General features: G+C 68.3%; 24 protein-coding genes. 10 read left to right on the top strand and 14 right to left on the bottom strand.

What is annotated here, in order from left to right:
• Positions 1-54 precede the first annotated feature (54 nt).
• The gene (upp, locus tag DL519_RS34850; RefSeq protein WP_168585337.1) at positions 55-678 is read right to left on the bottom strand and encodes a uracil phosphoribosyltransferase; all 624 of its coding nucleotides are present in this window, start codon (positions 676-678) and stop codon (positions 55-57) included.
• Between the two features lie 276 nt (positions 679-954).
• Positions 955-1650, bottom strand: coding sequence for a TetR/AcrR family transcriptional regulator (locus DL519_RS34845; RefSeq protein ID WP_190821150.1), 696 nt, complete (start codon positions 1648-1650; stop codon positions 955-957).
• A gap of 111 nt (positions 1651-1761) precedes the next feature.
• On the opposite strand from DL519_RS34845, the gene DL519_RS34840 reads away from it, so the two are divergent.
• Positions 1762-3396 (top strand): FAD-dependent monooxygenase, encoded by a 1635-nt coding sequence (locus DL519_RS34840; RefSeq protein ID WP_223839920.1) that lies wholly within the window; start codon positions 1762-1764, stop codon positions 3394-3396.
• Here the strand turns inward: DL519_RS34840 and DL519_RS49110 are convergent.
• The 3 genes from DL519_RS49110 to DL519_RS34830 all read right to left on the bottom strand — a co-directional run bounded on the left by DL519_RS49110 (position 3393) and on the right by DL519_RS34830 (position 5218).
• The gene (locus tag DL519_RS49110) at positions 3393-3518 is read right to left on the bottom strand and encodes a hypothetical protein (RefSeq protein ID WP_263399746.1); all 126 of its coding nucleotides are present in this window, start codon (positions 3516-3518) and stop codon (positions 3393-3395) included. The genes DL519_RS34840 and DL519_RS49110 overlap by 4 nt on opposite strands.
• Entirely contained in the window at positions 3496-3660 is a 165-nt protein-coding gene (locus DL519_RS34835; protein ID WP_190821148.1) for a hypothetical protein, read from the bottom strand. The genes DL519_RS49110 and DL519_RS34835 overlap by 23 nt, the downstream gene beginning before the upstream one ends.
• Before the next feature lie 424 nt (positions 3661-4084).
• Positions 4085-5218, bottom strand: coding sequence for a glutathione-independent formaldehyde dehydrogenase (locus DL519_RS34830; RefSeq protein ID WP_190821146.1), 1134 nt, complete (start codon positions 5216-5218; stop codon positions 4085-4087).
• A gap of 202 nt (positions 5219-5420) precedes the next feature.
• Between DL519_RS34830 and DL519_RS34825 the strand changes: the two genes are divergently transcribed.
• The 5 genes from DL519_RS34825 to DL519_RS34805 all read left to right on the top strand — a co-directional run bounded on the left by DL519_RS34825 (position 5421) and on the right by DL519_RS34805 (position 11325).
• Positions 5421-5744: a CU044_2847 family protein gene (locus DL519_RS34825; RefSeq protein ID WP_190821144.1), complete on the top strand. Its 324-nt coding sequence runs from the start codon at positions 5421-5423 to the stop codon at positions 5742-5744.
• Positions 5741-9682 (top strand): nSTAND1 domain-containing NTPase, encoded by a 3942-nt coding sequence (locus DL519_RS34820; RefSeq protein WP_190821142.1) that lies wholly within the window; start codon positions 5741-5743, stop codon positions 9680-9682. The genes DL519_RS34825 and DL519_RS34820 overlap by 4 nt, the downstream gene beginning before the upstream one ends.
• Before the next feature lie 27 nt (positions 9683-9709).
• The gene (locus DL519_RS34815) at positions 9710-10177 is read left to right on the top strand and encodes a hypothetical protein (protein ID WP_190821140.1); all 468 of its coding nucleotides are present in this window, start codon (positions 9710-9712) and stop codon (positions 10175-10177) included.
• Positions 10178-10651: 474 nt separating this feature from the next.
• The gene (locus tag DL519_RS34810) at positions 10652-10840 is read left to right on the top strand and encodes a hypothetical protein (RefSeq protein WP_190821138.1); all 189 of its coding nucleotides are present in this window, start codon (positions 10652-10654) and stop codon (positions 10838-10840) included.
• Between the two features lie 131 nt (positions 10841-10971).
• Positions 10972-11325, top strand: a complete 354-nt coding sequence (locus tag DL519_RS34805; protein WP_190821136.1) for a hypothetical protein — start codon at positions 10972-10974, stop codon at positions 11323-11325.
• A 42-nt stretch (positions 11326-11367) separates the two neighbouring features.
• On the opposite strand, the gene DL519_RS34800 is transcribed toward DL519_RS34805, so the two are convergent.
• Positions 11368-11829 (bottom strand): hypothetical protein, encoded by a 462-nt coding sequence (locus DL519_RS34800; RefSeq protein WP_190821134.1) that lies wholly within the window; start codon positions 11827-11829, stop codon positions 11368-11370.
• Positions 11830-12271: 442 nt separating this feature from the next.
• Here DL519_RS34800 and DL519_RS34795 point away from each other — a divergent pair, with 442 nt between their 5' ends.
• From DL519_RS34795 to DL519_RS34785, 3 genes are all read left to right on the top strand, one after another.
• Positions 12272-13132, top strand: coding sequence for a DUF5753 domain-containing protein (locus DL519_RS34795; RefSeq protein ID WP_190821132.1), 861 nt, complete (start codon positions 12272-12274; stop codon positions 13130-13132).
• Between the two features lie 20 nt (positions 13133-13152).
• Positions 13153-13356, top strand: coding sequence for a DUF397 domain-containing protein (locus DL519_RS34790; RefSeq protein ID WP_190821130.1), 204 nt, complete (start codon positions 13153-13155; stop codon positions 13354-13356).
• Positions 13357-13435: 79 nt separating this feature from the next.
• A complete protein-coding gene (locus DL519_RS34785; RefSeq protein ID WP_223839919.1) occupies positions 13436-13765 on the top strand; it encodes a hypothetical protein in 330 nt (109 codons plus the stop codon).
• Positions 13766-13869: 104 nt separating this feature from the next.
• On the opposite strand, the gene DL519_RS34780 is transcribed toward DL519_RS34785, so the two are convergent.
• The 3 genes from DL519_RS34780 to DL519_RS34770 all read right to left on the bottom strand — a co-directional run bounded on the left by DL519_RS34780 (position 13870) and on the right by DL519_RS34770 (position 15803).
• A complete protein-coding gene (locus DL519_RS34780) occupies positions 13870-14103 on the bottom strand; it encodes a hypothetical protein (protein WP_190824649.1) in 234 nt (77 codons plus the stop codon).
• Between the two features lie 162 nt (positions 14104-14265).
• Positions 14266-15435 (bottom strand): 4-hydroxybenzoate 3-monooxygenase, encoded by a 1170-nt coding sequence (locus tag DL519_RS34775; protein ID WP_190821126.1) that lies wholly within the window; start codon positions 15433-15435, stop codon positions 14266-14268.
• A gap of 194 nt (positions 15436-15629) precedes the next feature.
• On the bottom strand, positions 15630-15803 hold the full coding sequence (locus tag DL519_RS34770; RefSeq protein ID WP_223840484.1) for a hypothetical protein: 174 nt from the start codon (positions 15801-15803) through the stop codon (positions 15630-15632).
• Here DL519_RS34770 and DL519_RS34765 point away from each other — a divergent pair.
• On the top strand, positions 15768-15983 hold the full coding sequence (locus DL519_RS34765; RefSeq protein WP_223840410.1) for a DUF397 domain-containing protein: 216 nt from the start codon (positions 15768-15770) through the stop codon (positions 15981-15983). The genes DL519_RS34770 and DL519_RS34765 overlap by 36 nt on opposite strands.
• 51 nt (positions 15984-16034) lie before the next feature.
• Here DL519_RS34765 and DL519_RS34760 read toward each other — a convergent pair whose 3' ends face one another.
• The 5 genes from DL519_RS34760 to DL519_RS34740 are packed head-to-tail and all read right to left on the bottom strand — an operon-like array spanning position 16035 to position 22156.
• Complete coding sequence (locus tag DL519_RS34760) at positions 16035-17375, bottom strand: MFS transporter (RefSeq protein ID WP_223839918.1); 1341 nt, start codon at positions 17373-17375, stop codon at positions 16035-16037.
• A gap of 41 nt (positions 17376-17416) precedes the next feature.
• Positions 17417-18442 carry an alcohol dehydrogenase catalytic domain-containing protein gene (locus tag DL519_RS34755; RefSeq protein ID WP_190821123.1) on the bottom strand — a complete coding sequence of 342 codons (1026 nt, stop codon included), beginning with the start codon at positions 18440-18442 and terminating at the stop codon, positions 17417-17419.
• Between the two features lie 13 nt (positions 18443-18455).
• Positions 18456-19946 carry a mannitol dehydrogenase family protein gene (locus DL519_RS34750; protein WP_190821121.1) on the bottom strand — a complete coding sequence of 497 codons (1491 nt, stop codon included), beginning with the start codon at positions 19944-19946 and terminating at the stop codon, positions 18456-18458.
• Positions 19947-19949: 3 nt separating this feature from the next.
• Positions 19950-21164 (bottom strand): D-mannonate dehydratase ManD, encoded by a 1215-nt coding sequence (gene manD / locus DL519_RS34745; RefSeq protein WP_190821119.1) that lies wholly within the window; start codon positions 21162-21164, stop codon positions 19950-19952.
• Positions 21161-22156: a 2-hydroxyacid dehydrogenase gene (locus DL519_RS34740; protein WP_223839917.1), complete on the bottom strand. Its 996-nt coding sequence runs from the start codon at positions 22154-22156 to the stop codon at positions 21161-21163. The genes manD and DL519_RS34740 overlap by 4 nt, the downstream gene beginning before the upstream one ends.
• Positions 22157-22182: the final 26 nt, after the last annotated feature.

Raw genomic sequence — 22182 nt, 5'->3', positions numbered from 1 at the left:
TCCCGACTTCGGGCAAAATCGGGAACGCTCATCCTCCGCGCGATCTTGGAGTCGTCAGACCGCGCCGTACTCGCGGTCACCCGCGTCGCCGAGGCCCGGGACGATGTAGCCCGACTCGTTGAGCCGCTCGTCGACGCTCGCGGTCACCACCCGCACCGGCAGCCCGGACTCCTCGAGCCGGCGCACGCCCTCCGGGGCGGCCAGCGTGCAGATCGCCGTGACGTCGGTGGCACCGCGGTCGGTCAGCAGGCTGATCGTGTGCACCATCGAGCCGCCGGTGGCCAGCATCGGGTCCAGCACGAACACCGGACGCCCGGCGAGGTCGGCGGGCAGCGACTCCAGGTACGGCGTGGGCTGCAGGGTGGTCTCGTCCCTGGCGAGGCCGACGAAGCCCATCTGAGCTTCCGGGATCAGCCGGTGCGCCTGGTCGGCCATGCCGAGACCGGCCCGCAGCACCGGAACCAGCAGCGGCGGGTTCGCCAGCCGGAAGCCGTTGGTGCGCGCCACGGGCGTGTGGATGGGCTCCACCGCGACCTCGGCGCCCCGCGTCGCCTCGTAGATGAGCATCAGCGTCAGCTCTTGCAACGCGGCGCGGAACGCGGCGCTGTTGGTACGCGCATCGCGCATTGTGGACAGCCTTGCTTTCACCAGGGGGTGGTCCACGACCCGTACATCCATGACCGACAACAGTAACCGCCAACCCTGGGCGACACGTTGCCGCTGCTCAACAACGTGTCCGCGGTCGCACCCGACCGCAGCCGGGCCTCAACCCGCCGTCACCGTCAGCAATTTCCATTGAAATCGAAGGTCCGATTTCAATGGAAATTGCGGGTTGTCCACAGTCACCGGTGCGTCGTGGCCCGACACGCCGGAGGCTGTGGACTACTTCTTCGGTTTCAATGGAAATCGAAGGTCCGATTTCCATTGAAATTGCGACGGAACCTGGCGGGGGCGTCAGTGCGGGGTGGCGGCGATGCCTTGGACGAGGATGTCGAGGCCGAAATCGAAGCGCTCTTCCTCGTCGCCGGACATCAGCGCCGGGAGCATCGAGACCATCGTCGGGAACCGGTCCGCCGGCAGCTCCGAGAAGTACTGCTGGACCATTTCCATCCGTTCGATCCGCTCCGCATCGCTGAGGCCGAAGTCCGCGCTGCGTTCCATGGCGACCGCCGTGCCGAACAGGGCGAGGATGTCGACGGCGAACGCCACCACGCGGTCGGACAGCCCGGCCGAGCGCAGGACGGCCATCATCGCCTCGGACACGACCAGCGCGTTCGGCCCGGTCGGCGCCGGGGTGCGCATCACGACCTGGGCGATGCCGGGGTGCGCCGTGAGCACCTCCACCTGCTGGCGGATCAGGCCCTTGATCTGCTCCTGCCACTTCTCCGGATCGGGCTGCGGTACTTCGATCTCGCCTATCACCAGGTCGAGCATCAGCTCGTGCAGCTCGTCCTTGTTGCGCACGTAGGCGTACAGCGAGGCCGCGCCGGTGCCCAGCCGCTGCGCGACCTTGCGCATGCTGACGGCGTCCAGGCCTTCGCTGTCGAGCAGGTCGAGCGCGGTGCGCACGATCAGCTCCAGGCTCAGCGGGTGCTTCGCCGGCCGCTCGCGCGCGGCGCGCTGCTGCCAGGGCGGGACTGGCACGGACATCGCTCTCCACTTCCTCGATCGGTGCTGCGAACACCGTACTTGACGCGAACACTGTTCGCGAGATAGAACAGCGTTCGTAACACGAACAGCGTTCGCGGAGAGGTGTCACCGATGTCCGAACGAACTCCAGTCCTGATCGTCGGCGCCGGGCTGTCCGGCCTGTCGACCGCCGTTTTCCTCGGCCTGCACGGCACGCCGTCGCTGGTGGTGGAGCGTCACGAGGGCACCTCCACCCACCCGAAGGCGCGCGGCCAGCAGCACCACACGATGGAGGCACTGCGCCTGGCCGGGCTCGAAGCCGCCATGATCGGCGCGTCGCCGAAGAGCCAGGGATTCCTGCTGCGCATCGCGGAAAGCGCGAGCGGCCCGGTGTTCCGCGAGATCCTGCACGACACCTTCGCACCGCTCGACCACCTGACGCCCGCAGGAGCAGCCGACGCCAGCCAGGCCAGCGCGGAACGCATCCTGACCGAGCGCGCCCGCGAGCTGGGCGCCGAAATCCGCTTCTCCACCAAGCTGGAATCGTTCGAGCAGGACGAGAACGGCGTGCGCGCAGTACTTTCCGACGCCACCGGAACCCGCACGGTGCACGCCGACTACCTCGTCGCCGCCGACGGCCACCGTAGCCCGATCCGCGAACAGCTCGGCATCGGCACCCACGGCCGCGGCGCCCTCGGGCACTCGATCCACTGGCTGGTGCGCGCCGACCTGTCGGCCGTCGTCGACGACCGCCAGGTCATGTACTACCTGCAGAACCCGAAGCTCTCCGGCGGCACCGGCGTGCTGGCCAGCACCGACCACCCCGACCAGTTCGTGGTCGGCGTCGGCCACGACCCGGAGCGCGAGGACCTGGCGGACTTCACCGAGGAGCGCAGCCTGGAGCAGATCCGGCTGGTCACCGGCGTGCCCGAGCTGGACGTCGAGATCCTGATGACGGACACCACGGTGGCGACCATGCGGGTGGCCGACCGGTTCAGCTCCGGGCGGGTAAACCTGGTCGGCGACGCCGCGCACACCATGCCGCCGCAGGGCGGGATGGGCGGCAACACCGCGCTGATGGACGGCTTCTACCTGGCGTGGAAGCTCGCCGCGGTGCTCCGGGGCGAGGCCGGGCCGGGACTGCTCGACAGCCACGACGCGGAGCGGCGGCCAGTCGGCGAGCTGATCGCGGAGAACCAGTACCGGAACGCCATCGTGCGCAACCGGCCCGACCTGGCCCGAGAAGGAGACGCGCCGCCGATCGAAGACCCGGCAGTGCTGCTGTTCGGCTACCGGCACAACGGCGCGGTCATCCGGGAGCCTGGCGACGAGGGCGAGCTCCTGGAGGACGCGACCCGTCCGACGGGCCGCCCGGGCTCGCGGGCCCCGCACGTACGACTGTCCACACCAGACGGAGAGCTGTCCACGATCGACCTGTTCGGCCGGAGTTTCGTGCTGCTGACCGGATCCGACGCGTGGGCCAGGGCCGCCGATGAGGTCGCCGCCACCCTGGAGATCCGGCTGAAGCCGCAACTGATCGGTGGTGAAGTCACCGGCGACTGGACCGGGCCGTACGGGGTCGACGCGGACGGGGCCGTGCTGGTCCGCCCGGACCGCTTCATCGCCTGGCGCAGTCAGGGGCCCGGCACCGCCGCCGACCTGGAGAAAGCCCTCCGCGCGGTCCTCGACCGCGGAAAGCCGCGGGTGGGTGTTGCAGTTTCGGTTGAAACTGCGCACCCACACCGTCAGCTCGGGGCGTGGTTCTAGGCCAGTTCCCTGAGCAGTTCCCAGGTTCGGCGCTCGTCCTCCGCTGAACCGATCGCGGTCTGGGTGTAGACGAGTTCGGTCGCGTCGGATTCGAAGTACTCAGTGACCTGCTTCGCGATCAACTCCTCGTCCCCGATCCGCGGCCAGGTCGACGGGGTTGTCGATCCCCTCGCGATCCAGCGCCGCGCGGTAGGACGGAATCGTCCCGTAGTCCGCCATGTTCTTCTCGGCTCGGGCACGGCCGCCCGCCACGTCGGAGGTCACCACCCGGAATCACGGCGATCCGGGGTTCCGGTGGTGACGGCGCTCCGAGTGCTCGCCGAAGAGAACGCCGGCCAGATCTCCAGCGGCCGAGCGCCCGGCGACCTCTACCCGGAAGCCGTCGCCGCGGCCGAGTCCCCTTCGACATGCTGCGCACCGGCCTCGACGACGTCTGCGACCAGGAGTGAAGGGCACCTCTGGGCAACCCCGAGTTGCGGTGACAGATCAACCGAGACACGACAAGCAACCGAGGAGCTTGTTGCGTTTTCGGCGAAAACGGCTGAACCGAAGTACCAAATCAGTCTCGATCGCCGCCGTTTGTCCGCCAGTGGCCATCTCAGCCGTGATCGATCGATCACGGTCCGTGGTGGGCGTAATTTTGCAACAGGCTCCGAGTTGCTCGAAGGTGCCCTTCACCACGTCCTGCTCACGGGTGCAGGACGACCTTGGTGTAGCCCTCGATGCGTTGGTCGAACTTCCGGTAGGCGTCCGGCGCCTCGGACAGGGACAGCTCGTGGGAGACGACGAAGCTGGGCTTGGCGCGGCCCGCGATGATCATGTCCCGCAGCTGCCGGTTGTAGCGCTTCACGTTGCACTGCCCGGTGCCGATGACCTGGCCCTTCTCGAACATCCGGCCGATCGAGACGAGCAGCATCCCCTTCTTTGCCTCCTCGCTCGGCCCACCGGGGTCGGACGGCACGTACAGGCCCGGCACGCCCAGCCGACCGGTCGCGCGCACGGTGTCGATCAGCGAGTTCAGCACGACGGCCGGTTCCTCCTTCGAGCCGTCGCCGACCTGCGCCTGGTAGCCGACCGCGTCGACGCCCTTGTCGGTGCCCTCGCCGTTGGTCTGCTCCTTGATCATCTCGACCGGGTCGCCCTTGGAGAAGTCGATCGGGATGGCCCCGATCTCCTCCGCCTTCGCCAGCCGCTCCGGCACTCGGTCGACGCAGAACACCCTCGCCGCGCCGCGCAGCAGCGCCGAGTAGGCGGCCATCAGCCCGACGGGCCCGGCCCCGTAGACGACGACGCTCTCGCCTGGCGAGACCTGGGCGAGCTCGCAGCCGTGGTAGCCGGTCGGGAAGATGTCGGCCAGCAGCACGAAGTCGGCCTCGTGGCTGCCGTCGGCCGGCAGCGTCAGGCAGTTGAAGTCGGCGAACGGCACCCGCAGGTATTCGGCCTGCCCGCCGGTGTAGGGCCCCATCGCGACGTAGCCGTAGGCGCCGCCGGCGAAGCCGGGGTTGACGGTCAGGCAGAACCCGGTGTTGCCCGCCATGCAGTTCTTGCAGAACCCGCACGCCACGTTGAACGGCATCACGACCCGGTCGCCGCGGTTCAGGCTGGTCACACCGGAGCCGACCTCCTCGATGATGCCCATGTTCTCGTGCCCGAACACGATGCCGGGTTCGGCAGCCGTCCGGCCCTCGTACATGTGCAGGTCGGAGCCGCAAATGGCGGTCGAGGTGATGCGCACGATCACGTCGTTGGGGTGCTGGATCGTCGGCCGGTCCACTTCGTTGATCGCGACCGAGAATGGTTCCTGGTACACGACTGCTTTCATCGTTGACCACCTCCGGGTGGAAGACGCGCGAAATCCATCTGCATGCCGACCAGGGACTACCCCGAGCGGGAAGACCTGAGACTCGGACGGGCGTCACCCGAACGAGGGCCCTACGGGGAGTTGCCGGAACTTCACCCACCAGCGGGCGATCTTCGGCTAACTTCGATCAAGTCCGCAGGTGCGAGTTCGGGGGTTCCGGGTCATGACACAGCTGGTCAAGATGCCGCTGGACGACGGCGGCGAACTGCTCATCGAGGCCGCAGACGGTCAGGGCGCGATCCCGGTCGGCGGCGCCGGGAAGGTCGTGCAGGCTTCCGAGACCGTGCAGAAGGCGATGGGCAGCATCCGGTCCGCCGCCGAGGCGGTGCTCGGCGAGCTGCGCGCGATGGAACAGCCGCCGTCGAAGATCAGCGTGCAGTTCGGCATCAAGGTCACCGGGGAAGCCAACCTCGCGGTCGCCAAGTCGACGGGCGAGGCCAACTTCAACGTCTCCGTCGAGTGGAGCGACTCCAAGTCGAGCAAATGACCGGCCTGGCGGCCGATCCGCTCGACCCGGCGGTGGTCCGGCTCCGCGAGGGCCGGACCGTCCTGGGCGCGGGGTTCCTGGTCGCACCGGGCGTGGTCGCCACCTGCGCCCACGTGGTCGGCGGAGCGACGCCGGTCGCCGATTTCCCGTTGCTGCGCAGCCACGACCACGCCGTCGAAGTGCTGTCGCAGGACGACGACCTGGACGTCGCGATCCTGCGGCTGGCGGACGCACCACCGGGGGCGCTGCCGGTTCCGGCCCGGATCACCGGCGACGTCCGCGACCACCGCTTCCGGACCTTCGGCTTCCCGCGCGACATGCCGGACGGGATCTGGGTGACCGGCCGCCTGGTCGGCGCGCAGGGCGCGGGCCGCATCCAGATGGCGGTCGACCCGGACCACTGGCGCATCGAACCGGGCTTCAGCGGAGCCCCGGTCTGGGACGAGGAGCTGCGCGGTGTCGTCGGGATGGTCGCGACCACCTCGGCCCGCAGCGGGACCACGGCCCACCTGGTACCGACGACGGCGCTCGGCGATGCCTGGACGACCCCGGACCGCAACCCGTACCGGGGTCTGCAGCCGTTCCGGGAAGAGGATGCCGCCCTGTTCCACGGCCGCGACGACGAAGTCGACGAGCTGCTGGAACTGCTCGCCGGGCAGGACATGATCGCCATCGCCGGGCCGTCCGGATCCGGCAAGTCCTCGCTGGTCCGAGCTGGTCTGCTGCCCCGGCTGCAGCAGATGGGCGCCACGATCGTCGAGCTGAACGCCGGTGATCCCATCGACTCGGCTCCGGTGGCCGACGGCGGCACGGTGCTGTTCCTCGACCAGTTCGAGGAAGCGGTCGCCGCCGACCCCGAAGCCGCCCGCGCTCGGCTCGGGCAGATCATCGAACGGGTCGCCGCGCTCCCGGTCCAGACAGGACGACCAGCGCCGCTGCGCGTCGTGCTGACGTTGCGGTCCAGGTCCCTGGACGACCTGACGACGGCGGAGACCCGCAAGAAGCTCAACCAGGCCGTCTGGCTGCTCGAACCGATGCAGCACGAAAGCCTGCGCGAGGCGATCACCCGTCCCGCGGCGGAAATCGGCGGGATCGCCTTCGAAGTGGGTCTGGTGGACGCCATCCTGCACGACTCCCCGTCGGAGCACGGCACGCTCCCGCTGCTCTCCGAACTACTCAAGCAGCTCTGGGACCACCGGCAGGGCGGCTGGCTGACCCACGCGGCATACCAAGAACTCGGCCGATTACCTGGAGCGTTGAGCAAACACGCCGATGCCGCCCTCGCCACGTTGCGACCAGAAGCCGCGGAACGGGCCAAGCGGCTGCTCGTCCGGCTCACCCGCCCCGACGGCGAAGGCGGCTACGCCCGCCGCAGCGTCAGCCTCGGCGACCTCGACCCCGAACTCCGGGAAGTTGTTCACGACCTCGCGGCCAAGCGCCTGGTGCTGATCCAGGACCAGACGGTCAACCTGACGCACCAAGCCCTGATCGACCAGTGGTCCGAACTGCGCGGCTGGCTCGCTGAGGACGCGGATTTCCTTTCCTGGCAAGCGAAGCTCCAGCAGCTCCAGGACGCCGGAGGGCTGCTGCGCAACGCGCCGCTGACCGAGGCCGCCGACTGGTTGCGGGCGCGTGCCGACGACATCCCCGAGCACCAGCAGCGGTTCATCCGCCGCAGTGCCGCGGCCGGGCGGCGAGCCCAGAACCGCTGGCGCACCATCACGGCGGTGTCGGTGACCTTGACGCTGGTCGCGGCGGTCCTGACCGCGGCGGTGGTCAGGACCAACGCCGAGCTCGGCGACCGGCTGCGGTCCATCAATGCCGCTTCGCTCGCGCAGGCCTCGAATCGCGCGACCGAAGTGAACCCGCTGGAAGCGCTGCAATTGGCGCTCACGGCTTGGAAGGAGAAGTCCGACAGCGTCGATGCCGACGGCGCCCTGCTCCAACAGCGGTTGTACTGGCGGGGCGTGGACCACGTGCTGGACCAAGAACCCTTTCGCGATATCAGGCAAATTCAGGCCAGCGCGGATGGCCGGGTCGCGATGCTGGTACCGCGCGAGCGCACCGGGCACCTGACCGCGTGGTGGAACCCGCCGGATCCCGACGGCGCTCGCCGCGAGATACCGGTGACCGCGGACGGCGAGTTCGCCCTGAGTCCGGATGGGCGGCGGTTGGCCGCTTCCGGCCCGGAACCCGGCCTGCGGGTGTGGGATCTCGGCCGCCCCGATGGCGATCCGATGGTCCTGGATCCGCAATTGGTGGCCGACCCCGCGTTCAGCGCGAACGGCCGCTTCCTCGCAGCCATGCCGGACGACTGGACAACCGTCGGCTCCCCGAAGCAGGTGCGGGTCTGGGACCTCGACAGCGGGCAGGAGATCCCGAACCCGCTGACCTACGCCTGGAACGGGAACCAGCCGGTCACGAACGTTTACCCGGCGCCGGACGGCCGGTCGCTGGTGCTCATCGAGTACCGCGGACGTCGCCCGGACGGTGGGCACGTGTACGAGCCGGTGGTGCGCGACCTGGCGACCGGCGCCAAGATCCGCGCGTTCCCGGCGGGCGAGGGCGCGAACGCGGAAACCGCCGTCCTCGACGCCGGAACGCATGCGGTGACCTGCAGCGATGACACGCTGGTCATCCACGATTCGTTCACGGGTGCGGTCACCGGGCAGTTCCCCGACCCGGGCTGCGCGATCTACCCCGATGCGACCGGGCAGTACCTGCTGCTCGACAACGACCCGAACGGCGCGCGTCTGACGCATGCTCTGCACTGGAGAACCGGAGCCCTGCTGGCCTTCAAGAACTCGTCGGTCCCCGTTTCGTGGGGTGCCCCCTACGACCCGAACCCGGTGCTGATCCCGGGCCCGGGCGGCGCGTTCACCGCTGTGTCGGCCCGCAACGGCGCGGTGCAGGTGGGTTCGCTCCCCACCAGCGCGAGCGGTGCCAAACCGCCGAAGGTCGACCCCGACTCGAGCTCCCTCAGCCCGGACGGCAGGTCGTGGATCACCTACGTCTCCGTCGGCAGCAGTGACGAAACCGAGTTGACGCTGCTGGACGAGCGCGGCGCGCTGCTGAACCGCCAGCCGTTGCCGAAGAAGCCGGACGGGCTGGCCTTCGACGCCTCCGGGGAGCGGATCTTGGTGCTGGCCGGTCGAACGCTTCGCATCTACCGCACGGCGGGATTGGTGCTGGAGCGCGAGGTACCGATGCCCTCCCCCGCGGGACGCGACGGCGACGAGAGGTACCGGCACGCGGCGGCGTCGCTGACAGCCGACCCGGACGGGCGCGTGCTGGTGGGGCATCTGGGCGTCGTGTCGTTCTGGGACCCGCGGACGGGCACGCAGACCGCCCCGCCGTTGGAGCTCGACGTGCCGCCCGCGTGGGAGTCGCTGCCAGGTGGCCCGAAGATCGCGCTCCGCCCGGGAAATCCGGACCAGCTGCTGGCGCAGACCAGCGACGGCCTCTCGGTGTGGGACCTGCAGACCAGAACGCAGGCGCACGCGTTCCGGCTCGCGGCCACCGACCTGGTCGTGTCCGCCGACGGATCCGTTGCCGCGATGACGGACCAGGCGAACAACTCGATCCGGCGGGTCGACCTGATCAAGATGGATGAGATCACGCCGCTGATCGCCCCGGGCCTGAGGCTCATCGGGATGTCCGGGCCGTACTTGTTCGCCAAGGACGTCACCGCGGTGCAGGTCTGGAACTGGGGCGAACGCCGCATGGTGGCCTCGATGAAGCTGGGGTCCCAAGTGGAGCAGCAGGCGGTGGGGCGGGGCGATTTCGTCCTCGACCGACTGCCCGGCCACCAGGAATCGATCCCGCTCGACCCGAAGGTCTGGTTCCGCGACCTGTGCCGGATCTCGGACCGGGAGTTCACCGTCGAGGAACGGAACCTGCTCCCCGAAGGCGTGAACGACGAGCCGCCGTGCAGATGACGGGACGCGACGCACGTGGCGGCATGCGTGGACGACGCGCTGACGGTCTTCGATTCCTTCACCGGAGGAACGACCGCCCGGTACCCGGTTCCGGGGTGTTTGTTCGAGCCCGACGTCAGCGGACAATATCCGCTGATCAAGAACAGATCGAACAGCGCGAGTCCCGCCGAGGCGATCCGGTGGCGAACCGGCGCCCGGCTCGCTCTTGGGAATTCGGCGGTGTCCAATTCGTCCGGGGGCAAAACGATGTTGCTCGTCCCCGCGCCGGGCGGCGGGCTCACCGCCATCTCGATCCGCCACAACGCTGTGGAGCTGAGCACGATTCCCACCACGCCCGGGCCTGTCGAGCGGCAGCTCATTCCGGAGTCGATGAGCTCCCGAACCGCAGACGGCGAGCGTTGGATCACCTACTATTCCGACAACACCGAAGATGGCGGAGAGCTCGCACTGCTGGACGCGGATGGCGCCGTGGTCCCGACTCGCCAACCAGTGTGAAGCGAACGGCCTGTCCACCACCATAGACGGCACAAACGGTCCGTTCGCTTCACTCACCCCACGTAGCTGGCGTGAAGCGAACGGACCGATCACCTCGGTAGGAGCCTGTTGCGTTTTCGGCGAAAACGGCTGAACCGAAGTACCAAATCAGTCTCGATCGCCGCCGTTTGTCCGCCAGTGGCCATCTCAGCCGTGATCGATCGATCACGGTCCGTGGTGGGCGTAATTTTGCAACAGGCTCGTAGACGGCACAAACGGTCCGTTCGCTTCAACCAGCGCATTCCAGAACGCCCTCAATGGCAACCAAAGACGCTCACGGCACCGCCCCAGGCGAAACTCCCTGGATGGCTTCGAATCAGGCCGGTCGGGCGCAAAAAGGTTGCCTTCCCCGGATGCCGTACGACAGGATTGGAGTCCGCCGCCGACGGACCGAAGAGAGTCGTTGTGCGGCGTCGTTCTTTTCTCCGTGCTGCCGTGATCGGTGGCGGTGTCGCGGCTTTCACCGGTGGGCTGTGGACCGGGGCCGCGGTGGGCGGAACGGTCCGCAAGGTGATCTACCTGACCGAAGACGAGACCGATGGCTGCTTCTACCGGTTCCGGCCGAACAACTGGGGCGACCTCTGCGCGGGCGGGCTGCTGGAAGTGTTGGTCGCAGGCGAGTAAACGTCGGGGCAGGCGACCTGGGTGGAGGTCCCGGAGCCGACGCCCGCCGAACGTGACACGCCGACCTGCGAGCAGGTCGCCGAGGCGAAGCACTTCGACGGCGGCGAAGGCTGCTACTACGCCTCCGACAGGTGTTGGTTCACCACCACGGGCGCAGCCGGGTCTGGCAGTTCAACGTCGCCGACGATACGTTCGGACTCGCCTACGACGGCGGCGGCAGCCTGGGTGCCGTTGACAACCTCACCGGGAGCTCCATCGGCGACCTGTACGTCGCCGAGGACGGCGACAACATGGAGATCTGCATCATCACGCCGGACGACGGGGTGGCCCCGATGCTGCGGGTGAACGGTTACGACTCGTCCGGGCTGAGCAGTCCGGCGTTCAACCCGGCCGGCGACCGAATGTACTTCTCCTCGCAGTGCGGCCCGTCCGGCGAGTTCTCCGACGGCGACACCTACGAGATCACCGGACCGTTCCGCCGCTAGATGCCCGTGAGTACTTCTTGTCGCTATATCACCAGAAAGTACTCACGGGACCTGACCAGGGGAAACCTGGACCGAGCCGGATGTCGACAGGGCACGGGGGCGTTCGTCGATGTCCCACATGAGCCGGTGGCGGCCCACGTACTCCGCCACCGGTTCCTCCGGCCACCGGATCTCCTCCTCCGGCCACGGGTCGTCAGCGGTTTCGACGGGAATCGCGGAGTCCAGCGGGTAGTTCGCGGATCCGGGTGGAATCGCGGGAACCCTGAGACCGGCCGCAATTTCAATGGAAATTGCGGGGATGCGGGGGCGCGCGAGCCGGACCTTGCGCTCGGCTTCCAGGGCCTCGCTGAGCTGCCACACCATCACCGCGCCCGGTCCGGCACCGGCGTGTTGGCCGGTGCCGCCGCGTATCGGTATCACCGCGAGAACTCCTGCCACGACTACGAAAGCGCCGATAACAGCGAGGTAGGCGGACGGATTCTGGAACAGGCCCAGCAGGATCACGACGCACCTCCCTTCCGGGCAGCCGCGTCGGCCGCGTCTCGGCGGGATCGGGCCTCGTCCCAACAGGATTCGCAGGTGGGCGCTAGCCATTCGACCTCGGTGGGGGTGCCGACGGTCAAGTCCAGTCCGCACAGCGTTTCCCGCTGCTGACCGGATACGGCGGCTCGTCCGGGTACAAGCCGTGCCGGACGCCGCCGAACGGCCGCCAGTAAGCGACCACTCCTCGATGCTGAAACACGTTGTCTCCCAAGCTTGTCGGAGACGGTGGCCCCGGCCGGTGGGATCGGGGAGGGGTCGAAACCGGAGCCACCGCCAAGCAGTAACAGTCCGTGTTGCTATCGTTACCGCCTGCCGCGACCATATGGGACAGCTTGTTAATTACATAGTCGCGTCAACCGAACGAGTTTGATCTCGTGCGTACGGATCGCACGGAAGGAGCAACATGACACCGGTCTCCCCAACCGTTGCGGCGTGGTCACTCGGGCTGCGAGTGCGCGACAAACGAGAAGAAGGCGGCCTCAGCGGCGCTGCCGCCGCCAAGAAGATCGGCATCGCAGCCGCATACCTCTCCGATGTCGAACGTGGGAAGAAGAACCTCTCGGCGGACCGCCTGGAGGTCTTGATCGATGTCTACGAGCTCCCTGACGACGAAGCCGAAGAGATCCGCAACCTGCGGGAACAAGCGACACGTCGCGGTTGGTGGAACAAGTACACCGCGATCTTCAGCACGGACATGCTTCGGTTCTTCGGCTTCGAGCACGGAGCCGAAAGCCTGCACACTTACGACAGCGACTTGGTCAACGGCTTGCTCCAGACGGAAGCCTATGCGCGGGCGATCACCGAAGCTGGTAGTCCGAATGTCCGACTGGCGGAGGTCGATCGCCGCGTCAACGCGAGGCTCACCCGGCAGCAGCGTCTCGTGGGCGAATCGCCGGTCCAGTTCGTATCGATCATGAGCGAAGCCGCGCTGTACCAACAAATTGGCGGACCGCAGGTTCTTGCGGAACAGCTCAAGCACCTGGAGAAATCGATCGAAGCCTTGTGGGAAACCCTCGCCCTGCAGGTCGTCCCGTTCGAAGCCAGGGGACACCACGCGATGGGCGGATCGAGCTTCTACTTGATGACGTTTCCGAGTGGTCAACTGCCAACGCTCTTGTGGCAGGAAACCGTGACGTCAACCCAGCTGATCTTCGATCCGATGACGGTCCGGGAGTACAGCTTGGCGCACACCGAGGCCATCAAGTGCGCTCTCAGCAGGAAAGACAGCTTGAAACAGATCCGCGAGGCTTACAAGCGTTTGTGACAGCGACGTAAGGTGACTGCATGCAGCACGATCGGTCATCTGTCTTAGCGCGGGCCGACTGGCACAAGTCCAGTCGCAGCGCGAACAACTCGTCATGCGTCGAGGTCGCGGTGACGCCGGGGGGGGTCGGGGTCCGCGACACCAAGGACCGCACCGGCGGCACCCTCACCTTCACCCGGGCCCAGTGGGCCGGCTTCCTCGCCGCCCTGCGCCAAAACTCCTGATCAGGGAATCGCCGCTGCCCCGCTGAGGTTTTTCTGGCGTTCGTGTCAACCTGGCGGTGCGGCGGTTCGTTACCTGATCGTGTTGGTCAACAGACATGCGGGCACGCGGTTCGGTCCCGGCTTCGAGGAGTTCGTCGCCGAGCAGTCGACCGCCGGTCGGGGCGAAGTGATCAACGGGCAGACCACCATCGAACTCCTCGGCGACGAGGAGGTCATCCCCCTCACCGGACCGGTGCGGTTCTGGGTGAGCGAAGGGACTTACCTGCCGGTGCGGTACCAGCAGCAGAATTCCGATGGCACGTGGAGCGCCCCGGCCGACTTCACCTGGCTGCCGCCGACCGGGGAGAACCTGGCGCAGCTCAAAGCAGCCGTCCCAGAAGGATTCACGCAACTCCCGAGCCACCCCTGAGCCGCTCTCCCAAGCCCGCAATTTCGCGAGAAATTGCCCATCCCCCGGGTGAACGTCAATTTCTCGCGAAATTGACACAACTCCGGGTGAACGCCGCCGGGCGTTCACGTGGTGGGAATGCGGGTGAAGGGCTTGCGCCACAGCAGGGCATAGCGCCAGAAGAGGCGGCGGCGTACCTGGGCACCGGGGAGGATTTGCGCTGCCGCGGCGTGGATTTCGTGCGGCGTCGTGGTGGGGTCCTGGACCGGCATGCCCCTGTCGTGGGGTTTGCCCGCTCGGCCGCGCACGGCCAGGTATGTGCCGACCAGCGCGTTCGTGGGGATGTTGACCGCTTCCATCGCGAAGTCGGCCGCGGTCTCCGTCCGCTAGTCCGAAACCCAGTGGGCCACCATCCAGGGCAAGATCCAGTAGCACCCGTTCTGAAGCGCCGTTTCAAAGACGAAAGAGAAAACGCCGCTGCCCCAGGCCGATCCGTGCCTGGGGCAGCTCGCTGTCCGGGGTCAGTCGAACGGGGTGCCGACGTAGTTCTCGGCGAGCAGGGTGCGTCCCGCGCGGGAGCGGGTGACCGTGTCGAGCTCGGCGAGCTGCCGGTTCTGGTCGAATCCGCTTGCCTCCGGCATGCGGTGCAGCATCGACGTCATCCACCAGGAGAAGTGCTGCGCCCGCCAGACCCGCGGCAGCGCGTTCGAGGTGTAGGCGTCGAGCGCTGTGCGGTCACCAGCGGCGAAGAAGCGGGCCATGGCGCGGGAGAGCACGTGAACATCTGCGATGGCGAGGTTCATGCCCTTCGCACCCGTCGGCGGCACGGTGTGCGCGGCGTCGCCGGCGAGGAACAGGTGGCCGTACTGCATCGGCTCGCAGACGAAGCTGCGGAAATGCAGCACCGATTTGGAGAAGATCGGGCCCTCTTTGATCTGCGCGTCGTCGACCCGGGTGTGCAGCTCCTGCCAGATCCGGTCGTCGGACCAGTCTTCGACGGTGTCGTTGGGATCCACCTGCAGGTAGTGCCGCTGCACGGTCGCGGAGCGGGTGCTGATCAGCGCGAAGCCGTTGCGGTGGTGCGCGTAGATCAGCTCGTCGGACGACGGCGGGGCCTCGGCCAGGATGCCGAACCAGGCGAACGGGTACTGGCGGAAGTGGTCCTGCCTCGGGTTCGGGGCCGGGATGAGGAACCGGGTCATGGTCCGCGACCCGTCGCAGCCGGCGACCAGCCCGCAGGTCAACTCCTGCTCGGCGCCGTCCTGGGTGAAGCGGATCGTCGGGGTGTCGCCGGTAATGCCCTCCACCTGCACGTCGGAGACCCCGAAGCGGATGTCGCCGTCATCGGCGAGGCGCCTGGCGATGAGGTCCTTGAGGACCTCGTGCTGCGGGTAGATGGTGACGCCGCGGCCGCCGGTGAGGTCGGCGAAGTCGATCCGGTGCCCGCTACCGTCGAATCGCAGCTCGATGCCTTCGTGCACCATGCCCAGCTGCTTGACGCGATCTCCGACGCCGGTCGCGGTCATCAGGTCCACCGAGCTCTGCTCGAGCACGCCCGCGCGGATGGTGCCCTCGATCTCCTCGCGGGTGCGGGTGTCGATGCCGACGGAATCCACGCCGTGCTGGTGCAGCAGATGCGAAAGCATCAGCCCCGCAGGCCCTGCTCCGACGATCCCGACCTGGGTCTGCATTGGCCGCTTCCTTTCTCCACGCTCCTGCCGCAGGCGGTGCACCCCGATGTGACCGCCACCGCAGGCAGGCCCCAACCATCGGTTGAGAGCGGGGTTGGAAGGAATGTCCCTTTCCGTTCACCGGAAGCCTGATCGTCGCCACCTGGCAGCACGTTCCCCAGAAATGACCAGCCGAACTGCCCTGTCGCAGGCTGCTATCCCGGGGTGCGTGAAGCGCGGTCGGCGACGGCGGCCTTCCGCTCGGTGGCGAGTTTGGTGCGGAGTTCTTCGAGGCGTTGGTTTTCGAGTTCGACCGCCGTGATCAGCACGCAGGTTTCGCAGCCGATGCGCGGGTGAGCGGGTTCTCCTTCGACCAGCTGTCTGTACATGGTCAGAGCCGGGCTGGTCTTCGCGGCGCTCAGCAAGGAGCTTGTGTCGAGGTAGCGGTCACGCACGCGGCCGTAGGCGTGCGTGACTCGAAAGATCGTGATGGCGGTGTTTTCGTAGTTGGCGCGCAGCAGTGGAGCGCCTTCACCACCCGTGTCAAGAACGGGAAGTTCGACCGATAGGTGCGGCGAAGGGCACCGACCTGATCGGCCGGTGCCCTTCGGTGGGATTGATCAGCGGGCGGTGGCGTCTTCGGGGATGTTGAGGTTCCGGTCCTTCGTTTCCGGGGCCAGCAGGGAGGCGACCAGGCTGATGGCCATCATCGCCATCATGTAGATCGCCACCGGGATCCAGGAACCGCTGAAGGCCGTCAGCAGGGCCGTGCAGATCAGCGGGGCAACACCGCCGCTGAACACCGCCGAGAACTCGCGGCCCAGGGTGACGCCCGCGTAGCGGTAGCGGTTGCCGAACAGCTCCGGGAAGTAGCTCATCTGCACGCCGACCGCGCCCTGGCAGGCCAGGATGAAGCCCACGACGATCGCCACCGTGATCGCCACCGGTGAGCCGGTGTTCAGCGCGATGAACGTCGGGCCCGGCAGCAGGACCAGGGCCGCGACGATCATGGTGTAGGTGGGCTTGCGGCCGATCCGGTCGGAGAGCGCGCCGAAGCCGATCGCCGCGATGCCACCGCAGATGGAGCCGACCAGCAGGACCTTCGGCACGAACGCCTTGTCCACGCCCACCGTGGACACCAGGTACGACGCCATGAACACCTGGTAGGTGTAGGACTGCGCGCTCATCCCGAGGTTCATGAAGAACACCAGCAGCAGCGGTTTGCGGCCCTGGCGGAACGTTTCGCTCACCGGCGCCTTGGGTTCTTCGTGCTGCTCCTTGAGCTCCTGGAACACCGGGCTCTCGTTGAGCTTGCGGCGGATGATCAGCGCCGCGATGGTCACCAGCAGGCTGCTGCCGAAGACCAGTCGCCAACCCCAGCTCATCAGCGCGTCCTCCGGCAGCATCTGCACCAGGATCCACGCGACCGCACCGAGGGCCGTGCCCAGCGCCGCGCCGGTCATCACTAGCGACGCGAGCCTGCCGCGCCGTCCGGTTCGGGCTGTTTCGGTTAGCAGGGTCGCGCCACCGGCCTGTTCGGCACCGGCGCCCATGCCCTGGAAGAACCGGCAGATCACCAGCAGCGCCGGGGCGGCCAGGCCGATCTGGCCGTAGGTCGGCAGCAGACCGATGGCCAGGGTGGAGCCGCCCATCAGCAGCAGGGTGGCGACCAGCACCCACTTGCGGCCCAGCCGGTCGCCGAAGCGGGAGAAGAACAACCCGCCCAGCGGCCGGGCGGCGAAACCGACCGCGTAGGCGCTGAAGCTGGCCAGGATGCCTGCAGCGGGGGAAATGTTCGGGAAGAACAGCCTGCTGAAGATCAGTGCCGAGGCGGTGCCGTAGATGACGAAGTCGTACTGTTCGAGCGTGGTGCCGATGAGTCCGGCCCAAGCCGCGCGGCGGACCGCCTTCGGGTCCGCTGGCGTTGATCTGTCCACTGTGGCTGGTGCTGTATTGGCCATGTCCATGCGTCCTCGGATGGAGTGGGGCGGGGGCAGCAGGTTCAGTCCGCTGGGCGGACCACGACCTTGAGGTGGGACGGGTCTTGCTGCGGCGCGCGCAGCGCATCGGTGGTCCGGTCCAGCGGGTACCGGCCGGTGAGCAGACTTGCCAGATCGACCCGGCCGTCGGCGGCCAGGGCGATCGCGGTCGGGAAGGCGTGCGCGTAGCGGAACGCGCAGCCCAGGTCTATCTCCCAACGTTGCAGGTGGGCCAGAGGCAGGCCGTCGACCTGCGGCGGTGCCTGGCCGACGACGGTCGCCCGGGCGCCGGGTCCGAGGGTCCGGATGCCCTGCCAGAGCGCGGCCGGATGGCCGGAGCACTCCAGCAGCCGGTCCATGCCACGCAGGTCCGGCGCCTGTTCAGCGGTGTTGAGCACGGCCGTCGCGCCGAGCTTCGCGGCGTGCGCCAGCCGGGCGTCGTTGACGTCGGTGACCACCACCTCGGTGGCTCCGGCCGCCTTCGCGACCTGCATGACCAGGATGCCGATCGGACCCGCTCCGGTGACCAGCACCCGGTGTCCGAAGTGGACGTCGGCGCGTCGCACCGCCCACACCGCGACGGCGAGCGGCTCGATCAACGAACCGACCTCCAACCCGATGGCGTCGGGCAGCGGATGCACCGCGCGGCCCGGTGCGACGACGTGCTCGGCGAACGCGCCGTGCGTGGGTGGGGAGCCGTAGCAGGTGCCGGTCGGGCACAGGTTGTAGTGCCCCGAACGGCACGTTTCGCAACTGCCGCAGCCGACTGCGGGCTCGACTGCGACCCTTGTTCCGACGGCGACGGCCGCGGCGGCACCCGTCGCGAGAACGGTCCCGGAGGACTCGTGGCCCAGCACGGTCGGTTGACGGAGCACGTTCTGTCCGTTGCGGCCGTCGGCGAAGTAGTGCATGTCCGAGCCGCAGACGCCGACCGCGTCGACTTCGACGAGCACGTCGTCCGGGCCCAGCTTCGACAGCGGAACTTCCTCGATCCGCAGGTCGCCGGCGGCGTGCAGCACGGCGCCGCGGGTGGATTCGGGAATGGCCATGGCGTCAAGCCCCTCAGGCGGTCGGTGCTGGTTGCTGGGTGGCCTCGGCCGAGGCTGCGGCCGGGCCGTGTGCGGCGATGATGTCGATGAATTCGGACACTCGATCTGCGAACTCGGAGTGCGTCGCGAGTTCGTCGCCGAGCAGCCCGCTGCGGAAGACCTCGGTCACGAACGCCGCAGTGGACCTGGTGCGTTCGGCCGCCGCGATCAGCGATGCCCGTGCCGGGTCGATCATCGCCGCGGCGTGCGGACCGGCGTCGAAGCCCGTCGGCGGGGCCATGCAGCACAGGTATGCAGCGATGCTGAGCGCCAGGTGCTGCGGTATGCGGCCGGCGCGCAGGTGCAGCAGCGCCGGTTCCGGGATTCGCTGGGCGAGCTTGGCCGAACCGTCGGAGCCGACCTGCCGGGTGCGGTGGCCGAGCGCGGTGTTGCTCCACCGGTCGAACAGTTGCGACACGTAGTGGTCGATGTCGATGTCGGCGGGCGCCGTGATGCTCGGCAGGTAGTCGTCGTGCAGCACGCGCCGAGCCGCTTCGGTGATGAACGGCTGCGCGGTGGACGCCGGGATCGTATCGCAGCCGGCGAGCGCGCCGAGGTAGGCGATCAGCGAATGCGTGCCGTTGAGCAACCGCAGCTTGAGCAGCTCATAAGGAAGGACATCGTTGGTGAACCGGGCACCGCCGTGTTCCCACTGCGGTCGCCCGGCGGCGAACCGGTTCTCCAGCACCCACATGTTGAACGGCTCGGCAGGCACGGGCACGGTGTCGCGGAGCCCAAACCGTTCGGCGACCGCCGCCCGGTAGGCGTCGGTGGTGGCCGGGACGATCCGGTCGACCATCGAGTTGGGGAAGGCCACCGAGTCGTCCAGCCACGCGGTGAGTTCGTCCCGCTCACCGGCGGGCAGTGCCTCGGCGAACTCGCGCACCAGACGGGCGGTGTGGGTCCCGTTGCCGGTGAGGTTGTCGCAGCTGAGGATCGTGATGGGAGAGCCGTGCGCGCGAAGCCTGCGCTGAAGTGCGCGGGCGAGCTGGCCGATCGTGGTCTTCGGCGGCGCACCACCGAGATCGGTTTGAACATCGGGGTTGTCGAAATCCAGCCCGTGGGTGCGAGGCGAGTAGGTGTAGCCGTTTTCGGTGACGGTCAGCGTGACGATCGCGGTGTTCGGCGCGGCGATCGCGTCCAGCACCGCCTCGGGCTGCTGGGCTCCGACGAGCGCGCCGGTGTGCACTGCGGGAACGGTGATCCGGGTTTCATCCGGCGAGATCTCCACCACGCTGTAGCGGAAGTCCTGCTCGCGCATGGCGTCGGCGACCTCGCCGGAACGGCTCGCCACGCCGAGGATTCCCCAGGGCCCGTCCGTGTGGTCGAGCGCGGCCGCGGTGAACACGGCCTGGTGGGCTCGGTGGAAGTTGCCGAGTCCCAAGTGGACGATCCCGGTCTCCCGCAGAGCTCGCCGGTGTTGCAGCGCGTCGGCCGGGGTCGTCGTGGCGTTGAGGCGATTCATGGGTCACCAATCGGTCATCGACCCGTCGCGGCGGCGCGCGACCGGAAGATATGCTTGCGCGTAGGGGAATCGGGCCGCCAGTTCCTCGTCGACCTCGACGCCCATGCCCGGCGCGTCACCGGGGTGCAGGTGTCCGTCGTTGCAGCTCCACGAGTGCCGGAACACCTCGTGCACCAAGTCCGGGTAGCCCATGTACTCCTGGATCGCGAAGTTCGGCGTGGATAGCCCGAAGTGCGCGGACGCGGCCAGGGCCACCGGCGAAACGTCGGACGGGCCGTGCGGACCCAGCTTGACCTGCCAGAGGTCGGCCAGCGCGGCGATCCGCCGCAGGTGGCTGATGCCGCCGGCGTGCGTCACACAGGTGCGCACGAAGTCGATCAGCTGCTCGGTGATCAGCTGCTGGCATTCCCAGACGGTGTTGAACACCTCGCCGATGGCCAGCGGCACCGTGGTGTGGCTGCGGACGTGCCGCAACACCTCCTGGTTCTCGGCCGGCGTGACGTCCTCCAACCAGAACAGGTCCACGTCTTCGACACTGCGGCCGAGCCGGGCGGCCTGGCCGGGCGTCAGCCGGTGGTGGGCGTCGTGCAGCAGCTTCAGCTCCGGGCCGACGTGCTCCCGCGCCGCGGCCAGCGCGACCGGGGCGTACCGCAGGTAGGCGTCGGTGTCCCAAACTTCTTCCTTCGGCGCGCTGCCGCGCCCCGCCGGCTCGTACGCGGCGCCCTTGCTGACGCCGTACACGGTGTCCAGCCCGGGGACCCCGGTTTGCACCCGAATCGCATGGAAACCGCGTTCGCGGACGGCGTCGACGGAGTCCAGCAGCGCGGGCACGTCCCAGCCGGTGGCATGGGTGTAGGTGAGGACGCGGTCCCGGACCGCGCCGCCGAGCAGCTGGTAGACCGGCTGCCCGGTGACCTTGCCCTTGATGTCCCACAACGCGATGTCCACGGCGCCGATAGAGGTCATGGTGACCGGACCGCGCCGCCAGTAGGCGCCGCGGTAGAGGTATTGCCAGGTGTCTTCGATGCGCGCCGGGTCGCGGCCGATCAGCAGCGGCGCGAGGTGGTCGCGCAGGTAGGACGCCACCGCTAGTTCCCTGCCGTTGAGCGTGGCGTCGCCCCAGCCGACCACGCCGTCGGCCGTGGTGATCTTGAGCGTGACGAAGTTGCGGCCCGGACTGGTGACGAGCACCTCGGCGCCGGTGATCCGATCGCTCATTCGGCCACCGCCACCACGTTGCGCAGCGGCTCGCCGGCGGCCAGCCGCTGGATGTTCGCCGCGATGTCGGCGACCCGGCGGGTGTAGGTCTGGCGGGCGATGCCGGAGGAGTGCGGGCTCATCAGCACGTTCTGCAGTTCGTGGAACGGAAAGCGGCTAGGCTGCGCGGAGTTCCCGCTGGTCGGGTACTCGTACCAGACGTCGATCGCCGCGCCCGCGACCACCCCGTCGCGCAAGGCCTTGTACAGCGCCTCCTCATCTACCAGCGGTCCTCGGCCCACGTTGATCAGCACGGATTCGGGGCCCATTCGGGCCAGCTCGGCGGCACCGATCAGGCCGGTCGTCTCGGGGCTCAACGGCGCCGAGACCACGACGATGTCGGATTCCGCGAGCAGTACGTCCAGATCGTCGTTGGTGGCGGCCCAGGCGAGGCCCACCGCCGGATCCACCTGGCCGCGGCGGGTGACCGCGATGCCGCGGGCGCCGAAAACCCGCAGGCGTTCCCAAGCGGTCTCGCCGATGTGGCCGAATCCGACGAATCCGATCGTTGCGTCGGCCAGCGTGCCCGGCCACGGAGCCTCGCGGTCGTAGGCGGCGGAGTCCCAGATTCCCTTGCGCAGTGCGGAGTCCTGGCGGAGGAAGCCGCGCCGCAGCATGATGCTCGCGGCGACGACGTGCTCGGCGATGGCGTCTTCGTGGTGGAAGGTGTTGGCGACCTGCGCACCCGGCGGCAGGCCGTCCACGGTGATCTTCTCGGTGCCCGCACCAGGTGCGTGCACGAGCCGCAGCCGCTTGGCCGCGCTCGCCAGTTCTGGCGGAACGGCTTGGGAAACAAGCACATCCGCTTGTGCGACGGCGGTCTCGACCGCCTCCGGTGCGGTGTCGTCGAGCCAGCGCACCTCCGTGCCCGGTGGCAAGGCCTCTTCGAGCTCCGCGCGCAGCGGAACCAGGTTCGCGTCGGTCACGACGACGTGCAGGCCGGGGGTGTTCAATGGGACTCCCTTGCGGAACGGGTGTT

The organism is Saccharopolyspora pogona (assembly GCF_014697215.1).
Lineage (GTDB): Bacteria > Actinomycetota > Actinomycetes > Mycobacteriales > Pseudonocardiaceae > Saccharopolyspora > Saccharopolyspora hattusasensis.
Note: the sequence above shows the minus strand (reverse complement) of the source record. Positions and strands in the feature narration are given on the sequence as shown.